Below are 26,545 nucleotides of genomic sequence, written 5' to 3'. Positions count from 1 at the left end.
TTCGACGGTGAAATCCCGGCCGCCGGCGCCTCGGCCTCCATGCTCTGGATCGACGAGCGACAAGGCCGGCTGGGCACGACCACGGCCCTGATCCGCAAGGGCGAGCGCCCGGCCTCGGCCGTGCCCGCGGCGCCCGCCCTGCCCGTCGTCGTCGCCGCGCCCGCCATCGGCCAGAACGGCTTCGGAGACGAGGGCCAGACCCTGCCTGCGGCGCTCGAGGCCCTGCCGGCCGTCAAGGCCTGCCGCGCCGAAACCAGTTTCAACCAGGACATCTCGAAGGCCGTCATGTCCGCCCGTCTCGACGCCTCGACCGAGCTCTGGGCCGTGCCCTGCTTCTCGGGCGCCTACAACATGGGCCACGACTGGTACGTCACCGGACCGGGCGGGCGAAATCCCCGGGGGGCCGCCCTGTCCATCGGGGACGCCGAGGCTCCCAACGGCACGGTCAACGGCGCCTACGATCCCGACACCCGCACGATCAACGCCTTCTCCAAGGGGCGCGGCCTCGGCGACTGCGGCGTGGCCTCGACCTGGACCTGGACCGGACGGGCCTTCGTCCTGACCCGCGAATCGACGATGGAAGACTGCGAGGGCATTCCCGCCGATTTCTGGCCCACGACCTGGCGCACCCGGTGAGCGATGGCGACCCCGAGGTCCTGATCGTCGGCGCGGGTCCCGCCGGCCTGACCGCGGCCACCTATCTGGCGCGCTTCCGGCGTCGGGTGCTGGTCGCCGACGGCGGCGCGCCGCGGGCCTGCTGGATTCCGCTCAGCCACAACATGCCGGGCTTCCCCAGCGGCATCACCGGTGACGCCATCCTGAGACGGATGACCGAACAGGCGACCGAATACGGCGCCGTCGTCGAGGGGGGACAGGTCGACAGCCTGTCGCACGACGGCGACGCCTTCATCGCCCGGCTCAACGGCCGCGACCTCCGGGTGCGCGCCGTCCTGCTGGCGACCGGGGTCATCGACCATCACCCTGACCTGCCCGGCGTCGAGCGCGCCATCGAACGGTCGCTGGTTCGCATCTGCCCGATCTGCGACGGCTACGAGGCCATCGACAAGGCGGTGGCTGTGATCGGCGACGACGACAAGGGGGTGCGCGAGGCCGCCTTCCTGCGCACCTATTCCGACCGCGTGACCCTGATCCATGTCGGCCCGACCGACGCCCTGACCGAGCATGGGGAGATGGCGCGGTTGGGGATCGAGCTCATCCGCGCGCCGATCGACAACGTCCAGCTGGAAGGCGACCGCGTCACGGCCCTCAGCTGGGGCGGGACCTTCCGCAGTTTCGACCTCGTCTATTCGGCCCTCGGCACATCGCCGAATGCGGACCTGGCCGAGGGGCTGGATGCGCGGGTCGGCGAGGACGGACGGCTGTTCGTCGACGCGCATCAGCAGACCAGCGTGAAAGGCCTCTACGCCGCGGGCGACGTCGTGCGCGGCCTCAACCAGATCGCCGTGGCCGGAGCCGAGGCCGCCGTCGCCGCCACCGCCATTCACAACGCCCTGCGGGAGGCCGACGGCTGGACCGTCCGAGACTAGGTCAGCCGCGCCGCCGCCCACTGGTCGACGACCCGGCCGAGCACCTCGAGCGGCATGGCCCCGCCGTCCAGCACCGCCGAGTGGAAGCTCTTGATGTCGAACCGGTCGCCGGTGCGCTCGCGGGCGACGGTCCTCAGCCGGTCGATCTCGGTGTGGCCGATCTTGTAGCCGCAGGCCTGGCCGGGCCAGACGCAGTAGCGTTCGATCTCGCTCTCGGCCGCGCCGGGCGCCAGGCCGACGGTGTCGATCATATAGGCGATGGCCCGTTCGCGGCTCCAGTCCAGGGCGTGGATGCCGGTGTCGATGACGATGCGCGCGGCGCGGTACAGGAAGGACTGGTGGTAGCCCAGCTTCCCTTCCGTGAAGTCGTCGTACATGCCCAGTTCGTCGGCCAGCTGCTCGGCGTACAGGCCCCAGCCCTCGCCATAGGCGTTGAAACCCAGCGACTTGTGCAGCAGCGGCGTATCCGTCGCCTCCAGCGCCAGGGCCCCCTGCAGGTGATGGCCGGGCAGGCTTTCGTGATAGGTCAGGGTCGGCAGGGCCCAGCGCGGCCAGATCCCCGTGTCGACCAGGTTGATGTAGTAGGCGCCGGGCCGCGACCCATCCAGCGACGGGCTCTGGGCATAGCCGCGCGGCGCCCCCAGCTCGATCGCCGGCGGCACCCGGCGGACCTCAACGCGGGCGCGCGGCAGCCGCTCGAAGACATCGGGCAGGCGCGCCTCGATGGCGGCCACCTGCCGGTTCAGGTCCGCCAGCATCGCGGCCCGGCCGTCGTCCGTGTTCGGATAGAGGTACTGCGGCTCCCGGCCGAAGGCGGTCAGCCGCGCGCCGACCGACCCCTCGGTATAGCCGCGCTGGCGCAACAGCGGATCGGCCAGGGCCTCGATCTGCGCCACCTGGTCGAGCCCGACCTGATGCGCCTCGCGCGGGCTCATGCCCGTCGAGGTCTGGAAGCGGAGACAGAGGTTGTAATAGGCGTCGCCGTTCGGCCGCTGGCCGATCCCGGCGTCATGCGACGCCTTCGGAAGGTGGCGTTCCATCTGCGCGATCTGCGCGTCGAGCGCGGCCGCGACCGGTCCGTCCACCAGGGCCGCCGCCCGCCGCGCCCAGGCGCCGGCGATCCCCGCCTCGGCGGTCTTGCGGACGAGGGAGCGGACAAGGCCTGCGCCCTCCCCCGTCTCGCGGCGCAGGGCGCGAAGCTGGGTCAGGGCCTTGTTGATCACGAAGTCCGGCGGAACGATCCCGTGGTCGGCCGCGTCCGAGGCCGAACGCGCCGTCTCGTGATTGAGGCCCTCGGCGAAGCTCTCCAGCCGCGACAGATAGGCCTCGGCGTCAGCCGCCGTGGCGACGGTGTGCTGGCTGTCGAGGAAGTCCGGAACGGCCTGATACAGGCCGGTCAGCTGGGTGATCACATAGGGGCAGGGGTAGCCGTAGCTGTCCACGCCGCCGAACGGGAAGGCCGCGATCTCCGCCGACCGGTCCGCCATCCAGACCACGGTGTCGAAGTCCGAACGGTCGCGCCCGCTCAGGCCGGAAGCGTCGATGGCGCCCAGCGCCGGCCGGGCCTCAACCATCGGCTTGAAGATGTTCAGCCGGTCCTCGTAGCTGCGGCTGTCGAGACGGGATTTCAGAACGGCGCGGGGTCCCGCATCCAGTCCGAGACCGGTCGCCCCGATCGGCGAGGCCTTGAGCGTGCCCTCGAAGACGGCGTCATACAGGGCGCGGGCCTGCGATCTCGCATCGCCCTGCCATGCCGGAATGCCCGCGCGGGCGACGGCCGGAAGGGCGAGAAGCCCCACGCCGCCGGCGGCGGACGTCAACAGGCGGCGGCGGCTGAGCATATCTATTCCCCCAAGGTGCGCCGCACCCTCGCGCGCGCGCCCTGGGCTGGCAAGCCTTGGCGGCGCCATGCCGGATACGGTTCGACCCGGGCCCCGGAGCAGGAGTCTCCAGGGTCCGGGCCCGGCTTCTCGCGAAGCCGACAGTCACGAGCGGGGAAGGGAATTTCCTGCGGCGGACCGGATTCGGGGCCCTAGCGGCGCAAGGGGGCGACGGCGCCCAACTGGCCGCGCAAACGTCGGCGCATGCGGCTGCGGCGCCAGTCGCTCAGGATTGCCGCCCATCCCCACATGGGCTCCTTATGAGTACGATGCATCTCTTCCATCAGATCCTCCTCGGTTTTCAGGATGGGCGACACAGACGGGCTGATCGGACGGTCAGGCCGACCAGCCGCCGGGCGAACGCCCGCTCCAGGGCGTGACGACGAGACCGCGCGAGCGACCTGCGTCTTTCCTGATACGGACGACGGCCTCGATGAACGTGTCGAACCAACCCGTAGTCCGCTCCTTGTGAGCGCCATGGACCTCTTCCATCACGAACTCCTTTGTGAATATTGCGATGGGTTGATATTTGAGCTTGACGGGGCCGGTTTACAAACCAGATGATCCCCCTCAAACACAAGGGCGCCTTATGGCAGATCCATTGGCCGGCATTCCCCTCGCCTCGATCCGCGTGTTCGAGGCCGCCGCTCGCCTGAAAAGCTTTACCCGCGCCGCCGAGGAACTGGGCATGACCCAGGCGGCCGTCAGCTGGCAGATCAAGGCGCTTGAGGGCCGGCTGGGGCAGAGCCTGTTCCGCCGCCTGCCCCGTGAGGTCCAGCCGACCGAAGGCGGCGAACGCCTGTCGCGCGCGGCGACGGAAGCCATGACCCTGCTGCGTCGCGCGGTCAGCGACCTGACCGAGGCCGACGAGCACATCCTGTCGATCACCACCCTGGCCTCCCTCGCGGCCCAGTGGCTGGCGCCGCGGCTGGGCGCCTTCCAGGTCGCCAACCCGGGTCTGGCGGTGCGGCTCGACACCAACCCCGTCCTTCTGGATCTGGCCCGCGAGGGTTTCGACGTCGGCCTCCGTTCCGGGCATGGCGACTGGCCCGGCCTTGAGAGCCAGCTGCTGATGCCAAGCGTCTTCACGCCTGTCTGCAGCCCGGCCATGGCCGAGCGCCTCAAGCTCAGGGAGCCGGCCGACCTTCTCGACGCGCCCCGGATCGGCATGGAAAAGGAGTGGGCCGCCTGGTTCGCGGGCGCGGGGGTCAGCGGCGGAACCCAGCCCATGACCCGGCTGACGGCGGACTATCAGGTGCTGGAGGTCGCGGCGGCCCTGGGCGACCAGGGCGTGGCCCTCGCCTCGCCCATCCTGTTCGCCCGCGAGCTGCGCAACGGCCTGCTGGTGCGGCCTTTCGAACAGTCGGTGTCGTTCCACACCGGCTATTATCTGGTCTGGCCCGAGGGGCGGCGGCGGTCGCCCAAGATCGCCCGCTTCCGCGAATGGCTGGCGGCCCAGGCCGACGCCGATCCCACGATCGTCGCCGCCCGCGCAGCCGTGGCCGAAACCGCCTAGGCCCGCATCAGCCCTTCCAGCACGGCCAGCGGCACCGAGCCGTTCAGCAGCACCCGGTCGTGGAAGGTCTTGAGATCAAAGCCCGGGCGGGCCTCCGCCTCGGCCCGCAGGCGGGCGATGACGGTCTGGCCCAGCTTGTAGGAACAGGCCTGGCCGATGGAGACGCAGTAGCGGTCGATCTCCTTCTCGGCCGACTCCGGCGGCTCGCCGCATTCGTCGATCATGTAGCGGATGGCCTGATCCCGGCTCCAGCGCTTGTGGTGCAGGCCGGTGTCGACGACCAGACGCACCGCGCGGAACAGGTAGGACTGCAGATAGCCCACCCGTCCCAGCGGGTTGCCGGCGTAGACGTCCAGGTCGTCGGCGGCCACGCGCTCGGCGTACAGCGCCCAGCCTTCGTTGTAGGCCGAGTTGCCGGCGACGCGGCGATAGATGGGCAGGCTGCCCGCCTCGCGCGCCACGGTGATCTGGAAATGGTGGCCCGGGCTGGCCTCGTGATAGGTCAGGGTCGGCAGGCCCCATTTGGGCCAGTTCGCGGTGTTCGACAGGTTGATGTAGTAGGCGCCCGGCCGCGAGCCATCCAGCGAGGCGGCCTGGTAATAGCCGCCCGGCGCGCCCAGCTCGATCGCCGGCGGAACCCGGCGGATTTCGACCGGAGCCCTGGGCAGGGTGTTGAACACCTGCGGCAGCAACGGCGTCAGCTCGGCCATCTGCCGGTTCAGCGACCCGATCAGCTCGACCTTGGCCTCGTCGGTGTTGGGCCACAGGTGCTGCGGATCCTCGCTCAGGGTCTTGATCCGCTGGCCGACAGACCCTTCGGCCATGCCCATGCCCTTGAGGATCGCATCGATCTCGGCCTGGATTTCGGCGACCTGACGCAGGCCGATGTCGTGGACGTCCTGCGGGCTGTAGTCGGTGGTCGTGTAGGTCCGCAGGGCGAGGGCGTAGGTCCTGTCGCCCTGGGGCAGCTTCCAGGCGCCGGCGTCGTCCGTCGCGCTGGGGCGCTGGCCCTCGAACACCGCGATCTGGCGGCCCAGCGCCGGCTTGACCTCGCCTTCGACGATGGCGGCGGCGCGGGCGCCCCAGTCGCCGGCGATCCCCTTCTCGCCGGTCTTGCGGACCAGCGCCTGGACCATGGCCACGTCGGCCGGCGCCGTGTCGCGCAGGGTGCGCAGCTGGGTCAGGGTCTTGTCCATCAGGAACGACGGCAGCATGACGCCCAGCCCGGCGTCGGCCGTGATCCGCTCATTCTCCTGATCCAGCACCCTGGCGAAGGCCGACAGGCGCGAAAGGAAGGCCTCGGCGTCGGCCTGCGTCTCGACCCTGTGCTGGTTGGCCATGAAGTCCGGCACGGAGAAATAGGCCCCCGACCTCTGGGTCACGACATAGGGGCCGATGCCGCCCCCGTACGGGATCTCCGCCGCCCGGGCCGCGCCCTCGGCCGTGAAACGATAGACGGCCAGTGACACCTTCGCCTGATCCGACAGGCCCTCGTCCGACACGGTCTGGATTTCGGCCCAGCGCGCGCGGGCCCGCTCCCTGTCAGCCTGCGCGTCGGCCAGCCCGACCTGCCGCAGCTTGCCGGTCAGGCTCGCCCGCGCGTCGCGGTCGAGGCCCAGATTGGTGGCGTACTCCGGCGACAGATCGACGTTCTCGTTGAACCAGCGGGTCAGGATCGCATCCAGCCGGGCGTCCGCTTCGGATACGGCCGGGGCCTGCGCGCTCGCGGGGAGGGCCGCCATCAGGCCGAGACCGGCGGTGGAGAACAGCAGGCGGCGGCGGTCGATCATGGGGCAATCCTCGGAGGCGACGGTCGTCGATCCGGGCTCGCCTCGGCGGCCGGATCGACGCGGTGTTTCAGGCGCGCTGGGCGGCGATCCAGTCGGTCATGATCTTGTCCAGCACCGTCAGCGGCACGCCGCCGGCGTTCATGCCCGCATCATGGAAGGCCCGGATGTCGAACCGGTCGCCGAGAGCGGCCTGGGCCTTGCTGCGCAGTTCGACCCATTTGTTGTGGCCGACCTTGTAGCTGGACGCCTGGCCCGGCCAGACGCAGTAGCGTTCGACCTCGGTGGTGACGGCCGTCTCGGAGTCGCCCAGGGTCTCGACCATGTAGCGGATGGTCTGTTCCCGGCTCCAGCGCTTGTGGTGCAGGCCCGAGTCGGCGACCAGCCGGGTGGCGCGGAAGAGCAGCGACTGCAGATAGCCGATCTGGCCGATCGGATTGTCGGCATAGACCCCCATCTCGTCGGCCAGCTGTTCGGCGTACAGGCCCCAGCCCTCCGAATAGGCCGAGAAGCCCAGCACCTTCATCAGCAGGGGCCGGTCGGCCTGTTCCTGCTGCAGCGAGATCTGGTGGTGATGGCCCGGCGACGCCTCGTGGTAGGTCAGCGTCGGCAGCTGCATCCGCGGCCATTCAGCCGTGTCCCGCAGGTTGATGTAGTAGGCGCCGGGCCGCGAACCGTCGAGCGCCGGTGAATTGTAGTAGCCGCCCGGCGCGCCGGCCTCGATGAAGGTCGGCACGCGGCGGATCTCGACCGGGGCGGAGGGGATGCGTCCGAAATACTGCGGCAGGCGTTTGGCCATGTCGGCCATCTGGGCGTTGAGGTCGACCAGCAGCTGTTCCTTGCCCGCGTCCGTGTTCGGGTAGAGCTGGGCCGGGTCCTTGCCGAGGGCGGAGATGCGTTCGCCGACCGTCCCCTGGGTCAGGCCCTGGGCCTTCAGCAGCACGTCGGCGCGGGCCGAAAGCTCAGCCACCTGTTGCAGGCCGAGATCGTGGATCTCCGCCCCGGACAGGGTCGAGGTGGTGTAGCTGCGGATGCCCCAGTCGTAATAGGCCTCGCCCTCGGGCAGCCGCCAGACGCCGGCGTCGTGGGTGGCCTCGGCGCGGCGCGCGCGCATGGCCTCGGCCTGACGGCGCAGGGCCGGATAGACTTCGCCCTCGACGATCCGCTGGGCGCGGGCGCCCCAGTCGCCGGCGACGTTCTTCTCGCCCGTCCGTCGCACGACCGAGGTGGTCAGCACGGATTGGCCGGCGGGCGTTTCGTACAGGTTGGCGAGCTGCAGCAGGGTCTTGTCGATGATGAAGTCGGGCGGCACGGCGCCTGCCGCGAAATCGGCCTGCATCCGCGCGGTTTCCTGGTCCAGCGCCGTCGGGAAGGCGGCGACGCGGGCCAGATAGGCCTCGGCGTCGTCGGCGGTCTCGATGGCGTGCTGGGTGTCGAGGAAGTCCGGCAGGCTCTGGTAGGAGCCGGTCAGCTGCGAGATCGTATAGGGGGCGCCGTTCCCGTAGGGGAAACGGTCGCCCATCATCTGGGTCTCGCCGAAGAAGGTCAGGGCGTCGTGGTAGACGCCCTCGGTCGCCGGCAGGGCGGCGCGGTCGATGGCCCTGAGTTCGGCCATCTGGCCCCTGAACACCGCCCGGTCGGCGTCGATCTTGGCCTGGGACCGGTCGTCGAGGCGGGACTTCATCGCCGCCATCGGCCCCTTGTCCATGCCCAGGGAGGTCAGGGTCTCGGGCGATTCCATGAGGAAGGTCTGCACGACCTTGTCCATCAGGGCGGTCAGGGCGGCGGAGGCCGAACCGGCCGCGGCGGGCGTCTGCGCCAGGACCTGTCCGCAGGCTGCGAGGCCCGCGCCGGCGGCGGCGGTGAACAACAGGCGACGACGATCGATCATGGCGGCAGGCTCCCAGTGGCGCGGAGCGCAGAGGAGGGCGCCGGATGATGATTGGCAAGTTACGGATGGTTCAGGCCGGCTATCCGGCGTGGAGTTCCTGCTTGACCCGTTCCGCCAGGGTTTTGATGTCCAGCGGCTTGGGCAGGAAGGAAACGCCGACCTCGTCCTGCAGCAGGTCCGAGAAGTCGCTCTCGGCATAGCCCGAGATGAACAGGACCGGGGCGTCGCCCAGGAACGGCCGGGCCTTCTTCAGCAGGGCGGGACCGTCGAGGCCGGGCATGATCACGTCCGAGATCATCATGTCGATGGTCCCGGCGTGCTGTTCGGCCAGCTCCAGCGCCTGTTCGCCGTCCTCGGCCTCGATGACCTCATAGCCGCGCTGGCGCAGCAGGCGGGCGGCGATGCCGCGCACCGCGGCCTCGTCCTCCACGAACAGGATCCGGCCGGCGCCCGACAGGTCGCGCGGGGCCTTGGCGACCTTCTCGATGACCGGCGTCTCGGCCAGTTCCGCCTCGGCCGCCTCGGGCAGGAAGATGCGGAAGACGGCGCCGCCCTCGGGCGCGTTCGAGACGTTGATGTGGCCGCCGGCCTGTTCGACGATGCCGTAGACCGTGGCCAGCCCCATGCCCGTGCCCTCGTTCACGGCCTTGGTGGTGAAGAAGGGCTCGAAGATCTTGTCGAGCAGTTCGGGGGGCACGCCCGGGCCGCTGTCGGCCACCTCGATCAGGGCGACGGCGTCGGTGACCGGATTGACCCAGCCCAGGGCGCGGGCCTCGTCGGCGGTCAGGCGGGCGGTGCGGATGGTGACCACGCCGGCGCCCGGTTCGACCACGCCGCGCATGGCGTCGCGGGCGTTGACGGCCAGGTTCATGACCGCCGTCTCGAGCTGGCTCTTGTCAGCCAGGACCACCGGCAGGTCGCGGCCGTAGTCGGTCTCAAGCCGCACGTCCTCGCGCAGCAGGCGGCGCAGCAGGACGGCGAACTCGCCCACCAGTTCGCCGAGGTCCAGACGCTCGCGGCGCACGGTCGACTTGCGCGAGAAGGCCAGCAGCTTGCGCACCAGATCGGCGGCCCGGATGGCGGTCTGGCGGATTTCGTTGAGCCCCTCATAGGAGGGATCGCCGACGGGATGCCGCTCCAGCAGGCCGCTCAGCTGCAGCTGGATGGCGGTCAGCAGATTGTTGAAGTCGTGGGCCACGCCGCCGGCCAGCTGGCCGACGGCCTGCATCTTCTGGGCCTGCGACAGCTGCAGCTCCATCGACTTCTGGGCCGAGACGTCGAACAGCCAGATGCGCCGCTTGTCGCCCTCGGGCGCCACATACAGGTGCAGCATCTTGTCGGGGTAGGCGCGGGCGACCAGCTCGATGGGGCCCGACGATCCGGCGTCCAGTTTCGCCCGCGCCTCGGCGACGCCCGCGGGGTCGAACAGATGGCCGAAGGCGGCGTCGCGGGCGGCGGCGGGACCGGTCAGGACCGACAGGGCGGCGTTGGCCTCCTCGACCTTGCCGCCGAACAGGTCCTCGGCGGCGATGACGGCCGAGCCGAAGGGCGCGCCGGCGGCCATGGCCCGGCTCTCCAGGGCGTTCGAGACGGTGGCGGGCCTGCTGGTCGTCGCGGCGCCGACGGGCAGGACGGCCTCGGGCGCGGCGCGGACGAGGAAGCGCCCCTCCCCCGCGGCGCCGATCAGCACCTCCTGCTCGCGGTCGCCGATGACGACGATGGCGCGGCCCTGTTCGCCCGCCCGCGCCTGGGCGAAGGCCATGTAGAGGGCCGAGGCGGACTTGCCCTTGGGCAGGGCGGTGGTCGCGCCGTTGGCCTCGGCCCAGGCGCCGTTGAAGGCCAGCACCTGGCCGGTCGCCCAGACGAGGGCCGCAGGCTCGGCCATGGCGTCCAGCAGGTCGACGACGGCGTCGCCCATCGGCTGACGGGCCTCGCCGCGCATCAGGGAGACAAGCCCGATCAGGGCCACGGCGCCGACGGTCAGGATCAGCACAAGGCCGGGCGCGCTCATGGGGTCGGAGCGGAAGGCGGGCCAGGCCAGGGCGCCGACGGCGACGATCGAGCCCACCACCATCAGGATGAGCATCGGGTCGAAGCCCTGGGCCGGCGATGCGGTCCTGTTGGTTGCGGTCATGGCGCCTCGGCCCGAATCAGAAGGGCGGTTCGGGCGATAGTGAGCCGTATGCCCCCGGGGCGCGAATCCGGCGCCGGAGCCCCGAAAAACACGGCGCACGGGGTGCACAGGGTGCAGGTCGTCCGCCGCCGCCGGGGCTGTCGCTCCCGGCGCCGTCGAAACAGAATGGGCTCCGGTACGTCAGTTGGGACGCAGGCCGGCGGCGCCGAAAACCTACGCCGCCTTGCGCTGCTCGGCCTTCTGGTCGCGGGCCGCGTTGATGCGGGCCTCGGCGATGGCGTCGGCGATCTCGTGGGTCGGACGCTTCTCGGCGGCCGAACGGTCCAGGACCTCCTCGAAGGTTTCCATCAGGCGCGACAGCTTGGTCTCGACCCAGGCCGGGTCGTAGGCGCTGTTGGTCTGACGGGCGCGCAGTTCCGAGGCCACGTTGATGATGCCGCCGCCGTTGACGACGTAGTCGGGGGCGTACAGCACGCCGCGCTCGAACAGCGTCTGGCCGATGTCCGGGGTGGCCAGCTGGTTGTTGGCGGCGCCGACGACGGCCTTGACCGTCAGGCGGTCGAGGGTCTGCGGGTTCAGCGTCGCGCCCAGGGCGCAGGGCGCATAGATGTCGGCCTTGACGTCATAGATGGCGTCGGGGGCCACGATCTCGGCATTGGTGCGAGCGGCGACCTCGGCCAGCAGGGCCGTGTTGACGTCCGTCATGATCAGCTTGGCGCCCGCGGCGTACAGCTTGTCGGCCAGATAGCCGCCGACGTGGCCGATGCCCTGGACCGAAACGGTCAGGCCGGTCAGATCGTCCTGGTTCCACAGGCGCCGGGCGGCCAGCAGGGTCGAGCGGAACACGCCCTCGGCGGTGACGGGGCTGGGATCGCCCGAGGCTTCCGGGCCGTCCTTCACGCCCAGCACCCAGGGGGTGACCTTGCGCGCCTCGGCGATGTCGGCGACCGACACGCCGACGTCTTCCGCCGCGTAATAGATGCCGCCCAGCGTATCGACGGCGCGGCCGAAGGCGCGGAACAGCTCGGGGGATTTCTGGGTCTTCGAGTCGCCGATGATGACCGACTTGCCGCCGCCCATTTCCAGGTCCGCGACGGCGTTCTTGTAGCTCATACCGCGCGACAGTCGCAGCACGTCCTCGAGCGCCTCGGCGCTGGAGGCGTAGTTCCACATCCGGGTGCCGCCGACGGCCGGGCCGCGCGCGGTAGAGTGAACAGCGATAATGGCGCGGAGGCCGGTCTTTTCGTCAAAGACAGCGTGGACGCCTTCGTGGTTCGCGAAGGACGGGGAATCAAACAGCGTCATGCTCACTTGAGCGTCTCCCGGGGTGTTTTTTTGTTGCGGGGTGCTTACGCCCCGAGGCTTAACACCGCAAGCATGGCGGTTTCGAGACTGGAGAAGGGCGGGCTCAGTCCCTGAGGGCGGGCAAGACCGGCCCGGCGCCCGACGGCAGCGGCGCCGCGGCGTCCCGCAACCAGGCCTCTACGTCGCGGTAGACGGCCTCCGCCTGCAGGTCCCGGTTCAGGATATGCCAGCCGTCCGGATAGAAGGCGGTGCGAAAACCGGGCCGGTCGCCGGCGCGTTCCAGCGCCGCGCGCATCGGCTCTTTCTGGATCACGTTGTCGTGGCCGCCGTACAGCAGCAGGGCCGGGGCGCGGATGTCGCCGATCTGCAGCGAGGCCTGCTCCATCAGGTCCACCAGACCATACAGGGCGTCGAACCGGGTCGGCAGGATGCTGGCGGGATCGCGGCCGTTGCGGATCAGTTCGATCCTGTTGTCCGAGGCCGGCAGATCCTTCACCGCCCATTCCGGAGCGCCGACCGCGCGGTCGCCCATGGCGCGGGCCGCGACCCACAGGCCGGCCGAATTGACCGGCCCCTGCGCCGTCCAGCCCCAGACGGCGGGGGCCAGAAGAATGACGCGGTCGGCGGCCGGCGGGCGGTCCGAACCGAAGGCGGCGACGGCGACCGCCCCGCCCATGCTTTCTCCCGCGACGGCGATCAGCGCACGCGGATGACGGGCGCGGGCCAATGCGACGGCGGTGCGCAGGTCCTCGGTCATCCGCGCCTCTCCGGCCCAGACGCCGCGGCCGGGCGCCTCGCCGAAACCGCGCTGGTCGACGGCCCAGGTCTCGATGCCCCGCTCGGCCCACCACGGACCGGCCAGACGGAAGGAGGCGCGGCTGTCGTTCATGCCGTGCAGCGCGACGATGACGGCCCAGGGTTCGACGCCGTCGGGCGTCCAGCGGGCCAGAGGCAGGCGCGCGCCGTCGTCCATCAGCAGCGTTCGGGCCTCGAGCGCCGGCCCGGCGAAATCCGCGGGCGGGGTCAGCGGCGGCTGGACAGCCGGCGTGGCGCAGGCCGCGAGTGTCACGACGGCGGTCAGGATGCCCAGTGCGCGGATCATGGAGTCAGGATGCCACGCACCCGCTCGCGCAGGTAGGGCGCCACCTCTTCCTCGAACCACGGGTTCTTTCGCAGCCAGGCGGTGTTGCGCCAGGATGGATGCGGCAGCGGCAGGATTTCAGGCGCGTATTCCCGCCAGGCCCGCACGGTCTCGGTCATGTTGGTTTTCGCCCGGTCGCCGAGGGCCCAGACCTGGGCGTAGCCGCCGACCAGAAGCGTCAGTTCGATGCCGGGCAGTTCGGCGAGCAGTTGCGGCCGCCACAGTTCCGCGCATCGGCGCGGCGGCGGATAGTCCCCGCCCTTCGGCGCCGTCCCCGGATAGCAGAAGGCCTGGGCCGCCACGCCCAGCCGGTGGTCGGCGTAGAAGGTCTCGTAGTCCACGCCCATCCACTGGCGCAGACGGTCGCCGGATGGATCGGTGAACGGCAGGCCGCTCTCATGCACGCGCCGGCCCGGCGCCTGGCCGCAGATCAGCAGCCGCGTTTCCGGAAAAACGCGGACCACCGGACGCGGCGTATGGGGAAGATGGCCGAGGCAGGCCCGGCACGCGCGGATGTCGGAAAGGACGGCCTCGAGACCGTCCGCCGGATCAGGCGAAGTCGTCATCGTCCTCGACGACGGGCGGCAGGGCCGCCAGCGCCGCGGCGGTCTCGGCCTCGGTCGGCAGGCGCAGGCGGATCACGCCCTTGAAGGCGTTGGGATCGATCGCCTTGCCCTTCTTGGTGATGGTCAGCTTGCCCTGACGCATCAGGCCCAGGGCGCAGTGCCGCACCTTGGGCAGCATGCGTTGCCACTGCTCGGGCTGCAGCTCCTTGGCCACATCGGCCGGTTCGATGCTCTTGCCGCCGACGCCCTTGGGGTCGGCCTTCGCCAGTTTTTCGAAGATGGCGGTTTCGATGGGGTCGCTCATGACGCCTGTATGGTGCATTGCGGGATCAGAAAGAAGGCGGAGTTCCGGAATGGTCGAGAAAGTCACGGTGACGGAGGGCGAGTTCGCCGGCTGGCAGATGTACGACCTGCACGGCACCTTCGACCAGGTGGTGGGCCCGTTCTACTTCAAGCCGGATCCCGACGGGCGGATGCGCTGCGCCTTCCGCGCCGAGCCCAAGCACATGAATGCGGGGCACCGGATGCACGGCGGCTGCCTGATGACCTTCGCCGACATCTCGCTGTTCCAGACCGCCTATCAGGAGATGGAGGGGGCCTCGGGCGTGACGGTGTCGCTGGATTCGACCTTCATCGACGGCGCCTATGAGGGCGAGCTGGTCGAGTCGACCGGCGAGGTCGTGCGGGCCGGCAAGAGCCTGATCTTCGTCCGCGGCCAGATCACCGCGGGCGAGCGGATCCTGATGACCTACTCGGGCGTGATCCGGAAATTCGAGAAGAGACGTGGCTAGCCGCCAGCCGCCAGCCACTCTTATCCGTCGATCATGGCCTGCAGGGTCACGCCCATGCGGTTCGCCATCCGCTCGCACTGTTCGGCGGTAAGGCCAAAGCCACCGGTTACCTCGCGGCTTACGGCCATGCCCATGATGAAGGCGGCGGCCATCCTCGCGCTGACGGCCGCATCCGGACCGCCCACCCATTGGGTGAACGGGCCGTAGAAGCGCGCATTGGCGCCGCGCTGGACGATCTCCATGGCCTTGGTCGAGGAGATCGAGCGCAGCAGGATCAGCAGACCCTTCAGCTTGCTCTCGCTCTTGGGTTCGAAGATCACCTCGTGCGCCACGCGGTAGCCGAAGGTCTCGCGGGCCCCGTTCATCAGCTCGCCGCCGTTGTCGCAGCTGTCCAGCACGACCTCGAACAGTTCTTCCTTCGAACCGAAATAACGGGACACCAGGGCGGCGTCGACGCCGACGTCCCCGGCGATGTCGCGCATGCCGACATCGTCATAGCTTTCGCGCGCAAACCTCTCGCGGGCCGCGTTCAGAATGGCGGCGCGGGTCGCCTCGGCATTCCGTGGCCGGGGCGCGACGTGGCAAAACAATTCGTGATCTCCGCAATAGCCCCAAAATCCATATGGCTTTGTCATCCGCCGTTGACAAGCGAAACCACGATCACCATTAAGTCACCGGGCGTTGACTACCGGCATCCCCCCCGTTGGCCGAGTCGACAAGACAGGGATCTACCTTTCGATGCGAACCGCGAAGATCGTGGCCGCGGCCGTCCTTATGACGACCGTGCTCTATGGCTGCTCTCAAAAGAGCGAAGCCCAGGCCCCGCCGCCGCCGGCGGTCACCGTCGCCGTGCCGCTGGTGCGCGCCGTGCAGGACTGGGATGAGTTCACCGGCCGGTTCGAGGCGACGCAGTCGGTCGAGGTGCGCGCCCGCGTCGGCGGCTACGTCTCGGGCGTCCACTTCCGCGACGGCGACTATGTGCGGCGCGGCCAGCTGCTGTTCACCCTCGATCCGCGCCCGGCGCAGGCGGCCCTGGCCTCGGCCCGCGCCCAGCTGGCCCAGGCCCAGGCCCAGATCAGCCTCGCCCAGAGCGAACTGACCCGGTCGGAAACCCTGCTGGCCTCGCAGGCCGTCTCGCAGGCCGAGGTCGACACCCGCCGCGCCAATCTGATGACGGCCCGCGCCGCCATCGCCTCCGCCAACGCCAATGTCCGCGCCCGCCAGCTGGACCTCGAATTCACCCGCGTCACCGCGCCGATCTCGGGTCGCGTCTCGGACCGCCGGGTCGATGCGGGCAACCTCGTCGGTGGCGGCTCGTCGGCCGCCGACGTCCTGACCACCGTCGTGTCCAGCGCGCCGATCCACTTCGTGTTCGACGGCTCGGAAGCCGTGCTGCTCAAATACCAGCGTCAGGCCCGCAACGGCGCCGCGCCGATCCAGGTGCGGCTGCAGGATGAGAGCGACTTTAACCGCTCGGGCAGCCTCGACTTCACCGACAACGCCGTGGACACAGCCTCGGGCGTGATCCGGCTGCGGGCCGTCATCCCCAACGCCGACGGCTTCCTCAAGCCCGGCATGTTCGGACAGGCCCGTCTGGCCGGGGCCGGAACCTACAACGCCATGCTGGTCCCCGACGCCGCCATCGCCACCGATCAGGCCCGGCGCATCGTCTATGTCGTCGCCGCCGACGGTTCGGTCGCGCCCAAGGCGGTGCAGCTGGGGCCGCTGGTCGACGGTCTGCGCGTGATCCGCTCGGGGCTGGCTCCTACCGACCGCGTCATCATCAACGGCGTCCAGCGCATCCAGGCGCCGGGCATGAAGGTGAAGGCCACGAACGGCCAGATCCGTGCGGTCGCCACGCCGCAGGCCGCGCCGATGACCACGACCGCCCCGGCCTCCAGCGCCACCTTCGCCAACAGCCTGTCGTCGGGCGACTGAGCCCGTCATGAACATCTCACGCTTCTTCATCGACCGGCCGATCTTCGCGGCCGTGATCGCGGTGTTCATCACCCTGATGGGGGTGTTCGCCTATCCGCTGCTGCCGCTGTCGCAGTACCCGGAGATCGCGCCGCCCACGATCACCATCAACACCGCCTACCCCGGCGCCTCGGCCGAGACCGTGGCCGAGACCGTCGCCGCTCCGATCGAGCAGGAGGTCAACGGCGTCGAGGGCATGCTGTACCTGTCGTCCTCGTCCACCTCGGACGGGACGGTGTCGGTCACCGTGACCTTCAATCCCGGCACCGATCTGGATGCGGCGCAGGTGCTGGTCCAGAACCGCGTCGCCCTGGCCGAACCGCGCCTGCCCGAGCAGGTCCGCCAGATCGGCGTGACCGTGAACAAGCAGGAGAGCGGCTTCCTGATGATCCTGGGGCTGACGTCCCCGGACAAGTCGCTGGATAACGACTACGTCGGCAACTACGCCAACTCGACGCTGCGGGATCGCCTGCTGCGGGTCGACGGCGTGGGCGCGGTCCAGGTCTTCGGCGGCGGCAACTATTCAATGCGGGTCTGGATCGACCCGGCCAAGGCCGCTGCGCGCGGCCTGACCGGACCGGACATCGTCGCCGCCCTGCGCGCCCAGAACGTCCAGGCCGCCGCCGGTGCCATCGGCCAGCCGCCCTTCGCCACCAACGCCGCGGCCTTCCAGCTGCCGGTGCAGGTGCAGGGCCGCCTGTCCGATCCCGACCAGTTCAGCGACATCGTCATCAAGACGGACGCCGAAGGCCGCGTGACCCGCGTCCGCGACGTCGCGCGCGTGGAGCTGGGAGCCCAGGACTACGGCATCAAGGGCTTCTTCGACGGCGAGCAGGGGGTCGGCATAGCCATCATCCAGCAGCCCGGCGCCAATGCACTGGGCACCGCCGACCGCGTCATGGAAGAGATCAAGGCGTTCGAGGCCGACCTGCCCCAGGGCATGGACGTCTCCATCGCCTACAACCCGACCGAGTTCGTCGCATCCTCGGTCGAGTCCGTGCAGCACACCCTGATCGAGGCCGTGCTTCTGGTCGTGCTGGTGGTCATCGTCTTCCTGCAGACCTGGCGCGCGGCGATCATCCCGATCGTGGCCATCCCGGTGGCGCTGGTGGCGACCTTCGCCGTCCAGCTGATGCTGGGCTATTCGATCAATTCGCTGAGCCTGTTCGCCCTCGTGCTGGCCGTCGGCATCGTCGTCGACGACGCCATCGTCGTGGTCGAGAACGTGGAACGCTACATCCGTCAGGGGCTGACGCCCAAGGAGGCCGCCTACCGCTCCATGCAGGAGGTGTCGGGCGCCCTGATCTCGATCGGTCTGGTGCTGGTTTCGGTGTTCGTTCCGACCATGTTCGTGCCGGGCATTCCGGGCATCTTCTACCGCGAGTTCGCCATCGTCATCACCACGGCCTCGGTCGTGTCGCTGCTGGTGTCGCTGACCCTGTCGCCGGCCATGGCCGCCCTGCTGCTGAAGCCGCACAAGGAACACGACAATGTCCGCAAGCCGGGCGTGCTGGGCGCGGCGGCCTGGTACGGCGGTCTGGCCGGGCGGCGTTTCAACGAGGGCTTCGACTGGCTGTCGGAGAAGTACGGGCGGCTGACCGCCCGGCTGGTGCGGACCGTCGGCATTGTGCTGATCGTCTATGTCGGTCTGCTGGGACTGACCGGCTGGCGTCTGATGGACACCCCGTCCGGCTTTATCCCGGAACAGGACCAGGGCTTCCTGATCGGCGTGATCCAGCTGCCTCCGGGCGCCTCGCTGGAGCGGACCGAGGCGGTGATGACCCGCGCCTCGAACATCATCAAGGGCACGGACGGGGTCGAGGGCATGGTCGCCTTCGCCGGTCTGGACGGCTCCAGCTTCTCGTTCGGCTCCAACGCGGCGACCATCTTCGTCCGCCTCGACGCCTTCGAGGAACGCAAGTCGGCCGAACAGGCCGCCGCGGCCCTGGCCGGCGCCATCACCGGCGCCACCATGGGCATCGAGGACGCCAACATCTTCGTCATCGCCCCGCCCGCGGTTCAGGGTCTGGGCAACGGCAACGGCTTCCAGATGATGGTGCAGGACCGCTCCGGCGCGGGCTATCGGCCGCTGGAGGGCGCAACCTTCGCCATGATGGGCGCCGCCGCCCAGGCGCCCGATCAGGTGCAGCAGGTCTTCTCGACCTACAACACCGGCTCGCCGCGCATCGCCGCCGACGTGGACCGCGACAAGGCGCTGATGATGGGCGTCCAGCCGTCGGACGTGTTCAATACGCTCGGGGTCTATCTCGGCTCGTCCTACGTCAACGACTTCAACTTCCTGGGCCGCACCTTCCGGGTCACGGCGCAGGCGGAGCCGACGGCGCGCGACGACATCGCCGACATCGCCAATCTGAAGACCCGCTCCGCCTCGGGCGCCATGGTGCCGATCGGATCGGTCGCCAACCTGCGCGAGGATTCCGGTCCGTCCCGGATCGTCCGTTACAACCTGTTCCCGGCTTCCGAGCTTCAGGGACAGGCGGCGGCCGGCGTTTCGTCCGGTCAGGCGATCGCATCCATGGAGCAGCTGGCCGAGGCCACCCTGCCCCCGGGCTTCTCCTACGAATGGACCGGCCTGGCCCTGCAGGAGAAGCAGTCGTCGGGCGGCGCGACCGTGGTGTTCATCATGGCCGTGGTGTTCGTCTTCCTCGTGCTGGCGGCCCAGTACGAGGCCTTCACCCTGCCGCTGGCGGTCGTGCTCATCGTGCCGATGTGCATCCTTGCGGCCATGATCGGGGTCAACATCCGCGGCCTGGACAACAACATTCTGGTCCAGGTCGGACTGGTGGTGCTGATCGCCCTGGCGGCGAAAAACGCGATCCTGATCGTGGAGTTCGCCAAACAGGCCGAGGAGGAACAGGGGCTGAACCGCTGGGATGCGGCCGTTCAGGCGGCGCGCATTCGCCTGCGGCCGATCCTGATGACCTCGTTCGCCTTCATCTTCGGCGTCGTGCCGCTGATGCTGGCGACGGGGCCGGGCGCCGAGATGCGTCAGTCGCTGGGCACCGCCGTCTTCTCCGGCATGCTGGGCGTGACCTTCTTCGGTCTGATCTTCACCCCCGTCTTCTACGTCATCAGCCGCTGGGCGGCGTCGAAGATCCCGCAGTCGCCGAAGAAGGACCCCACCGTCCCGACCACCGACGGCTTCCCCGCCCACGATCGGCCCGACGCCCTGCCAGCGACCCCCCGGTCCGGAGACGCCTGATGACGACCCTGCCCCCCATTCGGATCCTGACCGCAACAGCCTTCGCCGCGCTCGCGCTGGCGTCGTGCGCGGTCGGGCCGGGGGCGCCCGACGCCACCCTTCCCCCCTCGGCGTCGGGCGCCTTCGTCGGAGCCGCCACCCCCGCCGTGACCGCTGATGCGGCTCGCGACGACTGGTGGCGGCTCTATGACGATCCCACCCTCGACGGCCTGATCCTTCAGGCCCTCACCGAGAACAACGAGCTGGAGGCCGCCGCCGCCAACCTGCGCCGGGTCCGCGCGGCGCTCGGCGAGGCGCGGGTCGGCCTGTTGCCCTCGACCACGGTCGGCGCGACGGCCCAGTACGGCCGCGCCTCGGCCGCCACGGTTCCCGGCGGCAACGGCGGCCAGCCGCTGGACGAGGGCGAGCAGTACGACGTCGGTCTGGACGTCGCCTATGAGATCGACCTGTTCGGCCGGGTCAGCAGTTCGATCCGCGCCGCCGGCGCCGATGCGGACGCCGCCGCCGCGGCGCTTGAAGTCGTGCAGGTTTCGGTCGCCGCCGAGACCGCGCGGGCCTACGCCGACGCCTGTTCGGCCAACGCCTCCATCGCCGTGGCCGAGCGCAATATCGCGCTTCAGACCGACACCCTGGGCCTGACCGAGCGGCTGCTGGCCGCCGGCCAGGGCAATGGTCTGGACGTGGCGCGCGCCCGTTCGACGCTGCAGACCACCCGCGCCATCCTGTCGCCCCTGCGCGCCCAGCGCGACGGCGCCCTGTTCCGGCTGGCGACCCTGACCGGACGCACCCCGGCCGAGGCCAGCGAAGCGGCCCGCGCCTGCGCCCGCCCGCCCCAGCTGACGCAGCCGATCCCCATCGGAGACGGCGCCCAGCTGCTGGCGCGCCGTCCCGACGTGCGCCGGGCCGAGCGCAATCTGTCCGCCGCCGCGGCCCGCGTGAACGTGGCCACGGCCGATCTCTATCCCCGGATCATCCTGGGCGGTTCGGTCGGGTCGACGGCGCTGGACGCCGGCGATCTGGGCAGCGACTCCAGCTTCCGCTTCGGCATCGGCCCGCTGATCAGCTGGTCCTTCCCCAACGTCTTCGCCGCCCGCGCGCGGATCGAACAGGCGTCGGCGGGATCGGACATCGCCCTGGCCAATTTCGACCAGACGGTGCTGACGGCGCTGGAAGAGACCGAGACAGCCCTGGCCAACTACGCCAACGAACTGGACCGCCGGAACGCCCTGCGCGAGGCGCGGGACCAGGCCGCACAGGCCGTCCGCCTGTCGCGTCTGCGCTTCGACGCGGGGGCCGACAGCTTCCTGTCGGTGCTCGACGCCGAGCGGACCCTGGTCGGGACCGAGGCCCAGCTGGCCAACTCGGAAGCCCTCGTCACCACCTACCAGATCGCCCTGTTCAAGGCGCTGGCGGGCGGCTGGAGCGCGGTCTGAGGCTCGCCTGTTCGCACTCGCAACAAGGGGATTGACGCCTGATGAAGTGTCCGCCAACGTAAGGGCACTCATCAAGACCGGCTGAGGGATAGGCCCTTTGACGCCGGGGCAACCTACCAGGATCCGCCCGATCCTGGAGATGGTGCCAACTCCTGCGAGGCCTCTTTACGAAGCCGCGAGAGATGAGTGAAGCGACGGCCCCCTCACGTCCGGGGACCGACTGACTTCACGGGTCTGTCACGCAAGGAATTGGTTCGCCCCATCGGTTTCGCTGAGCGAGACCGGAGCGGACCGTGGCGTCCATCGAAACCCCAGACCAGACCGCCGGACAGGACGTCCACGCGTCCATCCCCCACGACTTCCGGCTCGAGTCGGGCCAGCGCCTGACCGCGACGCAGGTCGTCGGCCGGCTGCACGGATCCGACGGGCCGCTGGTCGTGGTCGCCGGCGGCATCTCCAGCGGGCGGTTCGCCACGCGCTGGTGGCCCTCGGTGGTCAAGGCAGGCGGGCCCGTCGACCTGAACCGCGTCCGCGTGCTGGCCTTCGACCTGCTGCCCGGCCGCGACGAACCGGGCGTCACCATCACCACGGGCGATCAGGCGAGGCTGCTGGCCCTGCTGCTCGACGCCCTGGGCGAGCCGCGCGTCGACGCCTTCGTCGGCGCCTCGTACGGCGGCTGCATCGGCCTGGCCTTCGCCGCGCTCTTCCCGGAGCGGATCGGCGAGTTGGCGGTGATCTCGGCGGCCCACTGCGCCCATCCGGCGGCGACCGCCGTGCGCGGGGTGCAGCGCCGCCTGCTGGCCTTCGCCCGCGATTGCGGCCGCGAGGCCGAGGGCGTGGCCCTCGCCCGCCAGCTGGCCATGACCACCTATCGCACCGCCGACGAGTTCGGCCTGCGCTTCGGCCCGACCGCCCCTGCGGACGCCGGGGAGGCCTACCCGGTCTGCGACTATCTGATCGCCAAGGGCGCGGCCTACGCCGAAGCCACCAGCGCGGATCGCTGGATCAGCCTGTCGGACTCGCTGGACCGCCACAGCGTCGACCCGCGCGCCGTGCGCTGCCCCCTGACCGTCATCGGCTTCACCTCGGACACGCTCGTGCCGATCGCCGACAGCCGCGAACTGGCGGCGCGCGTCCCAAACCTGCGCCGCCTGATCGAGGCCCCCTCGATCTTCGGCCATGACGCCTTCCTGAAGGAGCGCGAGCTGATCGGCCGCGCCCTGCACGACGTCCTCTCTCCCCTCACCGCCCTCCAGACCCGCGAGATCGCCGCATGACCGCCCCCGCTCAAAGCCACCCCTGTACGACCGCCGCCCGTCACGGCGTGAACAGCGATCCGGCGCACGGCGCGGTGATGCCGCCGCTCTATCTGTCGTCGAACTACAGCTTCGACGGCCTCGATGGAAAACGGCGCTACGACTACACGCGGTCGGGCAATCCGACCCGCGACGTGCTGGGCGAGACGCTGGCCAAACTCGAAGGCGGCTGCGGCGCTGTGGTCACCGCCACGGGCATGGCGGCGGTCGATCTGGCCCTGTTCTCGCTGGAGCCCGGCGACCTGCTGATCGCCCCGCACGACCTGTACGGCGGCACCCACCGCCTGCTGTGCGCCCGGGCCCGGCGCGGCCATTTCGACGTGCAGTTCGTCGACCAGAACGACCGCGCGGCCCTGGACGCCGCCTTCGCCCTGAAGCCGAAGCTGATCCTGATCGAGACGCCCTCCAACCCGCTGATGAGGGTGGTGGACGTGGCCGACATCTGCGCCCGCGCCCATGCCGTCGGCTGCAAGGCGGCGGTGGACAACACCTTCCTGTCGCCCGCCCTGCAGCAGCCCCTCGCCCTGGGCGCCGATCTGGTGATCCACTCGACCACCAAATACATCAACGGCCATTCCGACGTGGTCGGCGGCTGCGTGGTGGCGAAGGACCCGGCCGATCTGGAGCGGTTGACCTGGTGGGCCAACTGTCTGGGCGTCACCGGCTCTCCGTTCGACGCCTATCTGACCCTGCGCGGCGTGCGCACCCTGTTCGCCCGGGTCGAGCGGCAGCAGGCGACGGCGGGCCGCGTGGCCGAATGGCTGGCGGCGCAGCCGGCGGTGAAGGCCGTCCACTATCCCGGTCTTGCCAGCCACCCCGGCCACGCCGTCGCGGCGCGGCAGCAGGCGGGCTTCGGCGCCATGCTGAGCTTCGAACTGCACGACATCGCGGCCGTCCGAGCCTTCGTCGACGGGTTGAATGTCTTCACCCTGGCGGAATCCCTCGGCGGCGTCGAAAGCCTGATCGCCCACCCCGCCCTGATGACCCATGCGGCCATGACGCCGGACGCCCGCGAAACGGCCGGCATCACCGACGGCCTGCTGCGGCTGTCGATCGGCCTGGAGCATCCCGAGGACCTGCTGGCCGACCTGTCGGCCGCCCTCGCTCTCGTTCCCCTCGCGGCCCCGCTCGCCGCCGAAGCCGCGTGAGGGACCTGACATGACCGCTCTTCCCCTCCCCCGAATCCCGGCCGACGACGACGTCTCCTCCCCCGTCGCCGACGAGCCGGTGGCCCTGCTGCAGCTCGATCTCTCCGACCCCCTCGAGGCCGCCTCCGCCGTGTATCGGCAGGTCCGGCGAGGGCGCCGGGTCGTCGCGGTCGCCTGCGGCAGGGCCGATGCTCCCGCGCGTCTGGCCGAGGCGCTCGACGCCATCGGCGTGCGCGCCGCCCGGCCCGCGCCGGGCGAGGCCCTGCTCGGCGCCGGCGTGGCCATCGTGGCCGGGTCGGACGCCGCGCCGGACCGCAGCGCGCCGACGCCCGTCCGTCCCCTGCGCATCGCCCTCGCGGGGTGCGGCGTCGTCGGCGGCGGCGTTCTGGAGCGGGTGTCCCGCGACCCCCGTTTCGAGGTCGTGGGCGTTCTGGTCCGGGATCCGAACAAGGCGCGCGATCCGTCGATCCCGCCCGGGCTGATCCTGTCCGATCCCGCCGCCCTGCTGGCGCGCGAGCCCGATGTGGTGGTCGAGGCCATCTCGGACGCCTCGACCGGCCTGGCCCTGATCCGCGCCGCCCTGTCGCGCGGCGTCCATGTGGTCAGCGCCAACAAACAGGCGGTCGGGGGCGACCTGCCCGGCCTGACGGCTCTGGCCGACAGCGCCAGGGCGCGCCTGCTCTATTCGGCCAGCGTCGGCGGCGGCGCGCCCCTGATCGAGACCGTCCGCCGCGCGGCCGAGCAAGGGTCGATCGTCCGCATCGAGGCGGTGTTGAACGGCACCTGCAACTTCATCCTCAACCGTCTGGCCGAGGGCGGCGACTTCGACGAGGCCCTGGGCGCCGCCCGTGACGCGGGCTTCGCGGAAGAGGACCCGAGCGCCGACCTGACCGGTCTCGACGCCGCCGCCAAACTGGCCATCCTCGCCCACGAAGGCCTGGGCCAGTCGCTGCGGATCGAAGCCGTCGCGCGCCAGACGCTGTCCGGCGACGCCGTCCTGCCGGCCGGCCGCGTCCGTCAGATCGCGCGTCTGGACCTGGCGTCCGGTCGGACCGGCGTGGCGTTCGAGGCGGTGGACGGCGACGCCCTGTTCGCCGTGCTTCCCGACGAGGCCAATGCGCTGCGGGTCACCCTGGCGGACGGCCGCATCCTCACCGCGACCGGCCGCGGCGCGGGCCGCCGTCCCACGGCCGAAAGCGTCTGGGCCGATCTGGAGGACCTCGTCGAGGGTCAATAAGGTTCCGTGCATCCCCGCGAACGCGGGGATGCACGGATAGAGGGGGCGCCGGCCCCTCGACACCGCCGGTTTCGCCGTTCAGGTTCCCCCGGCACCCTGGGGAGGACGCATGACCGAGGCCGCCGAACACACCGTCGATCGCAACGACCGTCTGGTCATCCTGGCCTCGTCGGTCGGGACCGTGATCGAGTGGTACGACTTCTATCTGTACGGCTCGCTGGCGGCGATCATCACGGCCCAGTTCTTCTCGGGGGTGAACGAGACCACCGGCTTCATCTTCGCCCTGATGGCCTTCGCCGCCGGGTTCGCGGTGCGGCCGTTCGGGGCCATCTTCTTCGGGCGGCTGGGCGACCTGTGGGGGCGCAAGAACACCTTCCTCGTCACCATGTTGCTGATGGGGCTGTCGACCTTCGTGGTCGGCCTGCTGCCGTCCTACGCCGCAATCGGCGTGGCGGCGCCGGCGATCCTGATCGCCATGCGGCTGGTGCAGGGCCTGGCGCTGGGCGGAGAATACGGCGGGGCGGCCACCTATGTCGCCGAACATGCGCCGCCCGGAAAGCGCGGCTTCTACACCTCCTTCATCCAGATCACCGCGACGGCCGGGCTGATGCTGAGCCTGCTGGTCATCCTGGGCGTGCGCACCGCAGTCGGCGAGGAGGCGTTCAAGGACTGGGGCTGGCGGATTCCCTTCCTCGTCTCGATCCTGCTGCTGGGCGTGTCGCTGTGGATCCGGCTCAAGCTGGCCGAGAGTCCGGCCTTCGCCCGCATGAAGGCGGAAGGAAAGGGATCGCGCACGCCGCTGAAGGACAGTTTCGCGAAGTGGCCGAACCTGAAGCTGGTGCTGCTCGCGCTGGTCGGGCTGACGGCGGGTCAGGCGGTGGTCTGGTACACGGGCCAGTTCTACGCCCTGTTCTTCCTCGAGAAGACGCTGAAGGTCGACGGCCCGCTGGCCAACATCCTGATCGCGACGGCCCTGCTGCTGGCCACGCCCTTCTTCGTCTTCTGGGGCTGGCTGTCGGACAAGGTAGGACGCAAGCCGATCATCCTGACGGGCTGCCTCTTGGCCGCACTGACATACTTCCCCCTGTTCCACGCCCTGACCCAGGCCGCCAATCCGCAGCTGGCGGCGGCCACCGCGACGGCGCCCGTCAGCGTCTACGCCGACCCCGCCGACTGCGCCCTGCAGTTCGATCCGGTCGGCAAGACGGTGTTCGACAGCTCGTGCGATCTGGCCAAGTCGTACCTGGCCAAGGCGGGCGTCACCTATGTCAACGTCATCGCCCCCGCCGGCTCGACGGCCGAGGTCCGCATCGGACCGGTGAGCGTACCCAGCTTCGACGGATCGGCCCTGCCGCGCGCCGACTTCGCCGCCCGCAAGACGGAATGGGAGGCCGGGCTCGGCGCCGCCCTGACTTCGGCCGGCTATCCGGCAAAGGCCGACAGCGCCCTGGTGAACCGGCCGATGGTGGTCGGGATCCTGTTCCTGCTCGTGATGTACGTGACCATGGTCTACGGGCCGATCGCGGCGGCGCTGGTGGAAATGTTCCCGACCAACATCCGCTACACCTCCATGTCCCTGCCCTATCACATCGGCAACGGCTGGTTCGGCGGCTTCCTGCCGACCACGGCCTTCGCCATGGTCGCGGCCACGGG

General features: G+C 70.2%; 20 protein-coding genes and 1 riboswitch. Of the genes, 11 read left to right on the top strand and 9 right to left on the bottom strand.

The window, feature by feature from the left end:
* Positions 1 to 636 (top strand): DUF1176 domain-containing protein (locus tag V6M42_RS08980; protein WP_332678259.1); only part of this gene is annotated, 636 nt, incomplete at its 5' end.
* Entirely contained in the window at positions 633 to 1,547 is a 915-nt protein-coding gene (locus V6M42_RS08975) for an NAD(P)/FAD-dependent oxidoreductase (RefSeq protein ID WP_332678258.1), read from the top strand. The genes V6M42_RS08980 and V6M42_RS08975, both read left to right, overlap by 4 nt.
* On the opposite strand, the gene V6M42_RS08970 is transcribed toward V6M42_RS08975, so the two are convergent.
* Positions 1,544 to 3,388 (bottom strand): DUF885 domain-containing protein, encoded by a 1,845-nt coding sequence (locus tag V6M42_RS08970; RefSeq protein WP_332678257.1) that lies wholly within the window; start codon positions 3,386 to 3,388, stop codon positions 1,544 to 1,546. The two genes, V6M42_RS08975 and V6M42_RS08970, sit on opposite strands and share 4 nt — an antisense overlap.
* Positions 3,389 to 4,016: 628 nt before the next feature.
* On the opposite strand from V6M42_RS08970, the gene V6M42_RS08965 reads away from it, so the two are divergent.
* Positions 4,017 to 4,943, top strand: coding sequence for a LysR substrate-binding domain-containing protein (locus V6M42_RS08965; protein WP_332678256.1), 927 nt, complete (start codon positions 4,017 to 4,019; stop codon positions 4,941 to 4,943).
* On the opposite strand, the gene V6M42_RS08960 is transcribed toward V6M42_RS08965, so the two are convergent.
* The 7 genes from V6M42_RS08960 to V6M42_RS08930 form a co-directional block, all read right to left on the bottom strand.
* Positions 4,940 to 6,733: a DUF885 domain-containing protein gene (locus V6M42_RS08960; protein WP_332678255.1), complete on the bottom strand. Its 1,794-nt coding sequence runs from the start codon at positions 6,731 to 6,733 to the stop codon at positions 4,940 to 4,942. The genes V6M42_RS08965 and V6M42_RS08960 overlap by 4 nt on opposite strands.
* Positions 6,734 to 6,800: 67 nt before the next feature.
* Positions 6,801 to 8,621 (bottom strand): DUF885 domain-containing protein, encoded by a 1,821-nt coding sequence (locus V6M42_RS08955; protein WP_332678254.1) that lies wholly within the window; start codon positions 8,619 to 8,621, stop codon positions 6,801 to 6,803.
* A 79-nt stretch (positions 8,622 to 8,700) separates the two neighbouring features.
* On the bottom strand, positions 8,701 to 10,755 hold the full coding sequence (gene cckA / locus V6M42_RS08950) for a cell cycle histidine kinase CckA (RefSeq protein ID WP_332678253.1): 2,055 nt from the start codon (positions 10,753 to 10,755) through the stop codon (positions 8,701 to 8,703).
* A 213-nt stretch (positions 10,756 to 10,968) separates the two neighbouring features.
* Positions 10,969 to 12,060 carry a Glu/Leu/Phe/Val family dehydrogenase gene (locus tag V6M42_RS08945; protein WP_332658379.1) on the bottom strand — a complete coding sequence of 364 codons (1,092 nt, stop codon included), beginning with the start codon at positions 12,058 to 12,060 and terminating at the stop codon, positions 10,969 to 10,971.
* A gap of 103 nt (positions 12,061 to 12,163) precedes the next feature.
* Positions 12,164 to 13,162 carry an alpha/beta fold hydrolase gene (locus tag V6M42_RS08940; protein WP_332658345.1) on the bottom strand — a complete coding sequence of 333 codons (999 nt, stop codon included), beginning with the start codon at positions 13,160 to 13,162 and terminating at the stop codon, positions 12,164 to 12,166.
* Complete coding sequence (locus tag V6M42_RS08935; RefSeq protein WP_332678252.1) at positions 13,159 to 13,767, bottom strand: uracil-DNA glycosylase family protein; 609 nt, start codon at positions 13,765 to 13,767, stop codon at positions 13,159 to 13,161. The genes V6M42_RS08940 and V6M42_RS08935 overlap by 4 nt, the downstream gene beginning before the upstream one ends.
* A complete protein-coding gene (locus tag V6M42_RS08930; RefSeq protein WP_332658341.1) occupies positions 13,751 to 14,071 on the bottom strand; it encodes a DUF3253 domain-containing protein in 321 nt (106 codons plus the stop codon). Before V6M42_RS08930 ends, V6M42_RS08935 begins: the two co-directional genes overlap by 17 nt.
* A gap of 49 nt (positions 14,072 to 14,120) precedes the next feature.
* Between V6M42_RS08930 and V6M42_RS08925 the strand changes: the two genes are divergently transcribed.
* A complete protein-coding gene (locus tag V6M42_RS08925; RefSeq protein ID WP_332658339.1) occupies positions 14,121 to 14,558 on the top strand; it encodes a PaaI family thioesterase in 438 nt (145 codons plus the stop codon).
* Positions 14,559 to 14,578: 20 nt separating this feature from the next.
* On the opposite strand, the gene V6M42_RS08920 is transcribed toward V6M42_RS08925, so the two are convergent.
* A complete protein-coding gene (locus V6M42_RS08920; RefSeq protein ID WP_332658337.1) occupies positions 14,579 to 15,193 on the bottom strand; it encodes a TetR/AcrR family transcriptional regulator in 615 nt (204 codons plus the stop codon).
* A 103-nt stretch (positions 15,194 to 15,296) separates the two neighbouring features.
* On the opposite strand from V6M42_RS08920, the gene V6M42_RS08915 reads away from it, so the two are divergent.
* From V6M42_RS08915 to V6M42_RS08885, 7 genes are all read left to right on the top strand, one after another.
* Complete coding sequence (locus V6M42_RS08915; RefSeq protein ID WP_332678251.1) at positions 15,297 to 16,496, top strand: efflux RND transporter periplasmic adaptor subunit; 1,200 nt, start codon at positions 15,297 to 15,299, stop codon at positions 16,494 to 16,496.
* 7 nt (positions 16,497 to 16,503) lie between these two features.
* Positions 16,504 to 19,758 (top strand): efflux RND transporter permease subunit, encoded by a 3,255-nt coding sequence (locus tag V6M42_RS08910; RefSeq protein WP_332658333.1) that lies wholly within the window; start codon positions 16,504 to 16,506, stop codon positions 19,756 to 19,758.
* On the top strand, positions 19,758 to 21,191 hold the full coding sequence (locus V6M42_RS08905; protein ID WP_332658332.1) for a TolC family protein: 1,434 nt from the start codon (positions 19,758 to 19,760) through the stop codon (positions 21,189 to 21,191). The genes V6M42_RS08910 and V6M42_RS08905 overlap by 1 nt, the downstream gene beginning before the upstream one ends.
* A gap of 65 nt (positions 21,192 to 21,256) precedes the next feature.
* Positions 21,257 to 21,380, top strand: a riboswitch (SAM riboswitch).
* Between the two features lie 104 nt (positions 21,381 to 21,484).
* A complete protein-coding gene (gene metX / locus V6M42_RS08900) occupies positions 21,485 to 22,468 on the top strand; it encodes a homoserine O-succinyltransferase MetX (protein ID WP_332678250.1) in 984 nt (327 codons plus the stop codon).
* Positions 22,465 to 23,655: a cystathionine gamma-synthase gene (gene metB, locus V6M42_RS08895; RefSeq protein WP_332678249.1), complete on the top strand. Its 1,191-nt coding sequence runs from the start codon at positions 22,465 to 22,467 to the stop codon at positions 23,653 to 23,655. The genes metX and metB overlap by 4 nt, the downstream gene beginning before the upstream one ends.
* Before the next feature lie 10 nt (positions 23,656 to 23,665).
* Positions 23,666 to 24,892 carry a homoserine dehydrogenase gene (locus V6M42_RS08890; RefSeq protein WP_332678248.1) on the top strand — a complete coding sequence of 409 codons (1,227 nt, stop codon included), beginning with the start codon at positions 23,666 to 23,668 and terminating at the stop codon, positions 24,890 to 24,892.
* A gap of 109 nt (positions 24,893 to 25,001) precedes the next feature.
* Positions 25,002 to 26,545, top strand: a 1,544-nt coding sequence (locus tag V6M42_RS08885) for an MFS transporter (protein ID WP_332678247.1), incomplete at its 3' end; no start/stop codon positions are given.

The organism is Brevundimonas sp. (assembly GCF_036677305.1).
In the GTDB taxonomy this organism is placed as follows: Bacteria; Pseudomonadota; Alphaproteobacteria; order Caulobacterales; family Caulobacteraceae; genus Brevundimonas.
Note: the sequence above shows the minus strand (reverse complement) of the source record. Positions and strands in the feature narration are given on the sequence as shown.

Coding starts and splice junctions, on each gene's coding strand:
- V6M42_RS08970 (WP_332678257.1), bottom strand. CDS start 3,388: ATGCTCAGCCGCCGCCGCCTGTTGACGTCCGCCGCCGGCGGCGTGGGG.
- V6M42_RS08965 (WP_332678256.1), top strand. CDS start 4,017: ATGGCAGATCCATTGGCCGGCATTCCCCTCGCCTCGATCCGCGTGTTC.
- V6M42_RS08960 (WP_332678255.1), bottom strand. CDS start 6,733: ATGATCGACCGCCGCCGCCTGCTGTTCTCCACCGCCGGTCTCGGCCTG.
- V6M42_RS08955 (WP_332678254.1), bottom strand. CDS start 8,621: ATGATCGATCGTCGTCGCCTGTTGTTCACCGCCGCCGCCGGCGCGGGC.
- cckA (WP_332678253.1), bottom strand. CDS start 10,755: ATGACCGCAACCAACAGGACCGCATCGCCGGCCCAGGGCTTCGACCCG.
- V6M42_RS08945 (WP_332658379.1), bottom strand. CDS start 12,060: ATGACGCTGTTTGATTCCCCGTCCTTCGCGAACCACGAAGGCGTCCAC.
- V6M42_RS08940 (WP_332658345.1), bottom strand. CDS start 13,162: ATGATCCGCGCACTGGGCATCCTGACCGCCGTCGTGACACTCGCGGCC.
- V6M42_RS08935 (WP_332678252.1), bottom strand. CDS start 13,767: ATGACGACTTCGCCTGATCCGGCGGACGGTCTCGAGGCCGTCCTTTCC.
- V6M42_RS08930 (WP_332658341.1), bottom strand. CDS start 14,071: ATGAGCGACCCCATCGAAACCGCCATCTTCGAAAAACTGGCGAAGGCC.
- V6M42_RS08925 (WP_332658339.1), top strand. CDS start 14,121: ATGGTCGAGAAAGTCACGGTGACGGAGGGCGAGTTCGCCGGCTGGCAG.
- V6M42_RS08920 (WP_332658337.1), bottom strand. CDS start 15,193: ATGACAAAGCCATATGGATTTTGGGGCTATTGCGGAGATCACGAATTG.
- V6M42_RS08915 (WP_332678251.1), top strand. CDS start 15,297: ATGCGAACCGCGAAGATCGTGGCCGCGGCCGTCCTTATGACGACCGTG.
- V6M42_RS08910 (WP_332658333.1), top strand. CDS start 16,504: ATGAACATCTCACGCTTCTTCATCGACCGGCCGATCTTCGCGGCCGTG.
- V6M42_RS08905 (WP_332658332.1), top strand. CDS start 19,758: ATGACGACCCTGCCCCCCATTCGGATCCTGACCGCAACAGCCTTCGCC.
- metB (WP_332678249.1), top strand. CDS start 22,465: ATGACCGCCCCCGCTCAAAGCCACCCCTGTACGACCGCCGCCCGTCAC.
- V6M42_RS08890 (WP_332678248.1), top strand. CDS start 23,666: ATGACCGCTCTTCCCCTCCCCCGAATCCCGGCCGACGACGACGTCTCC.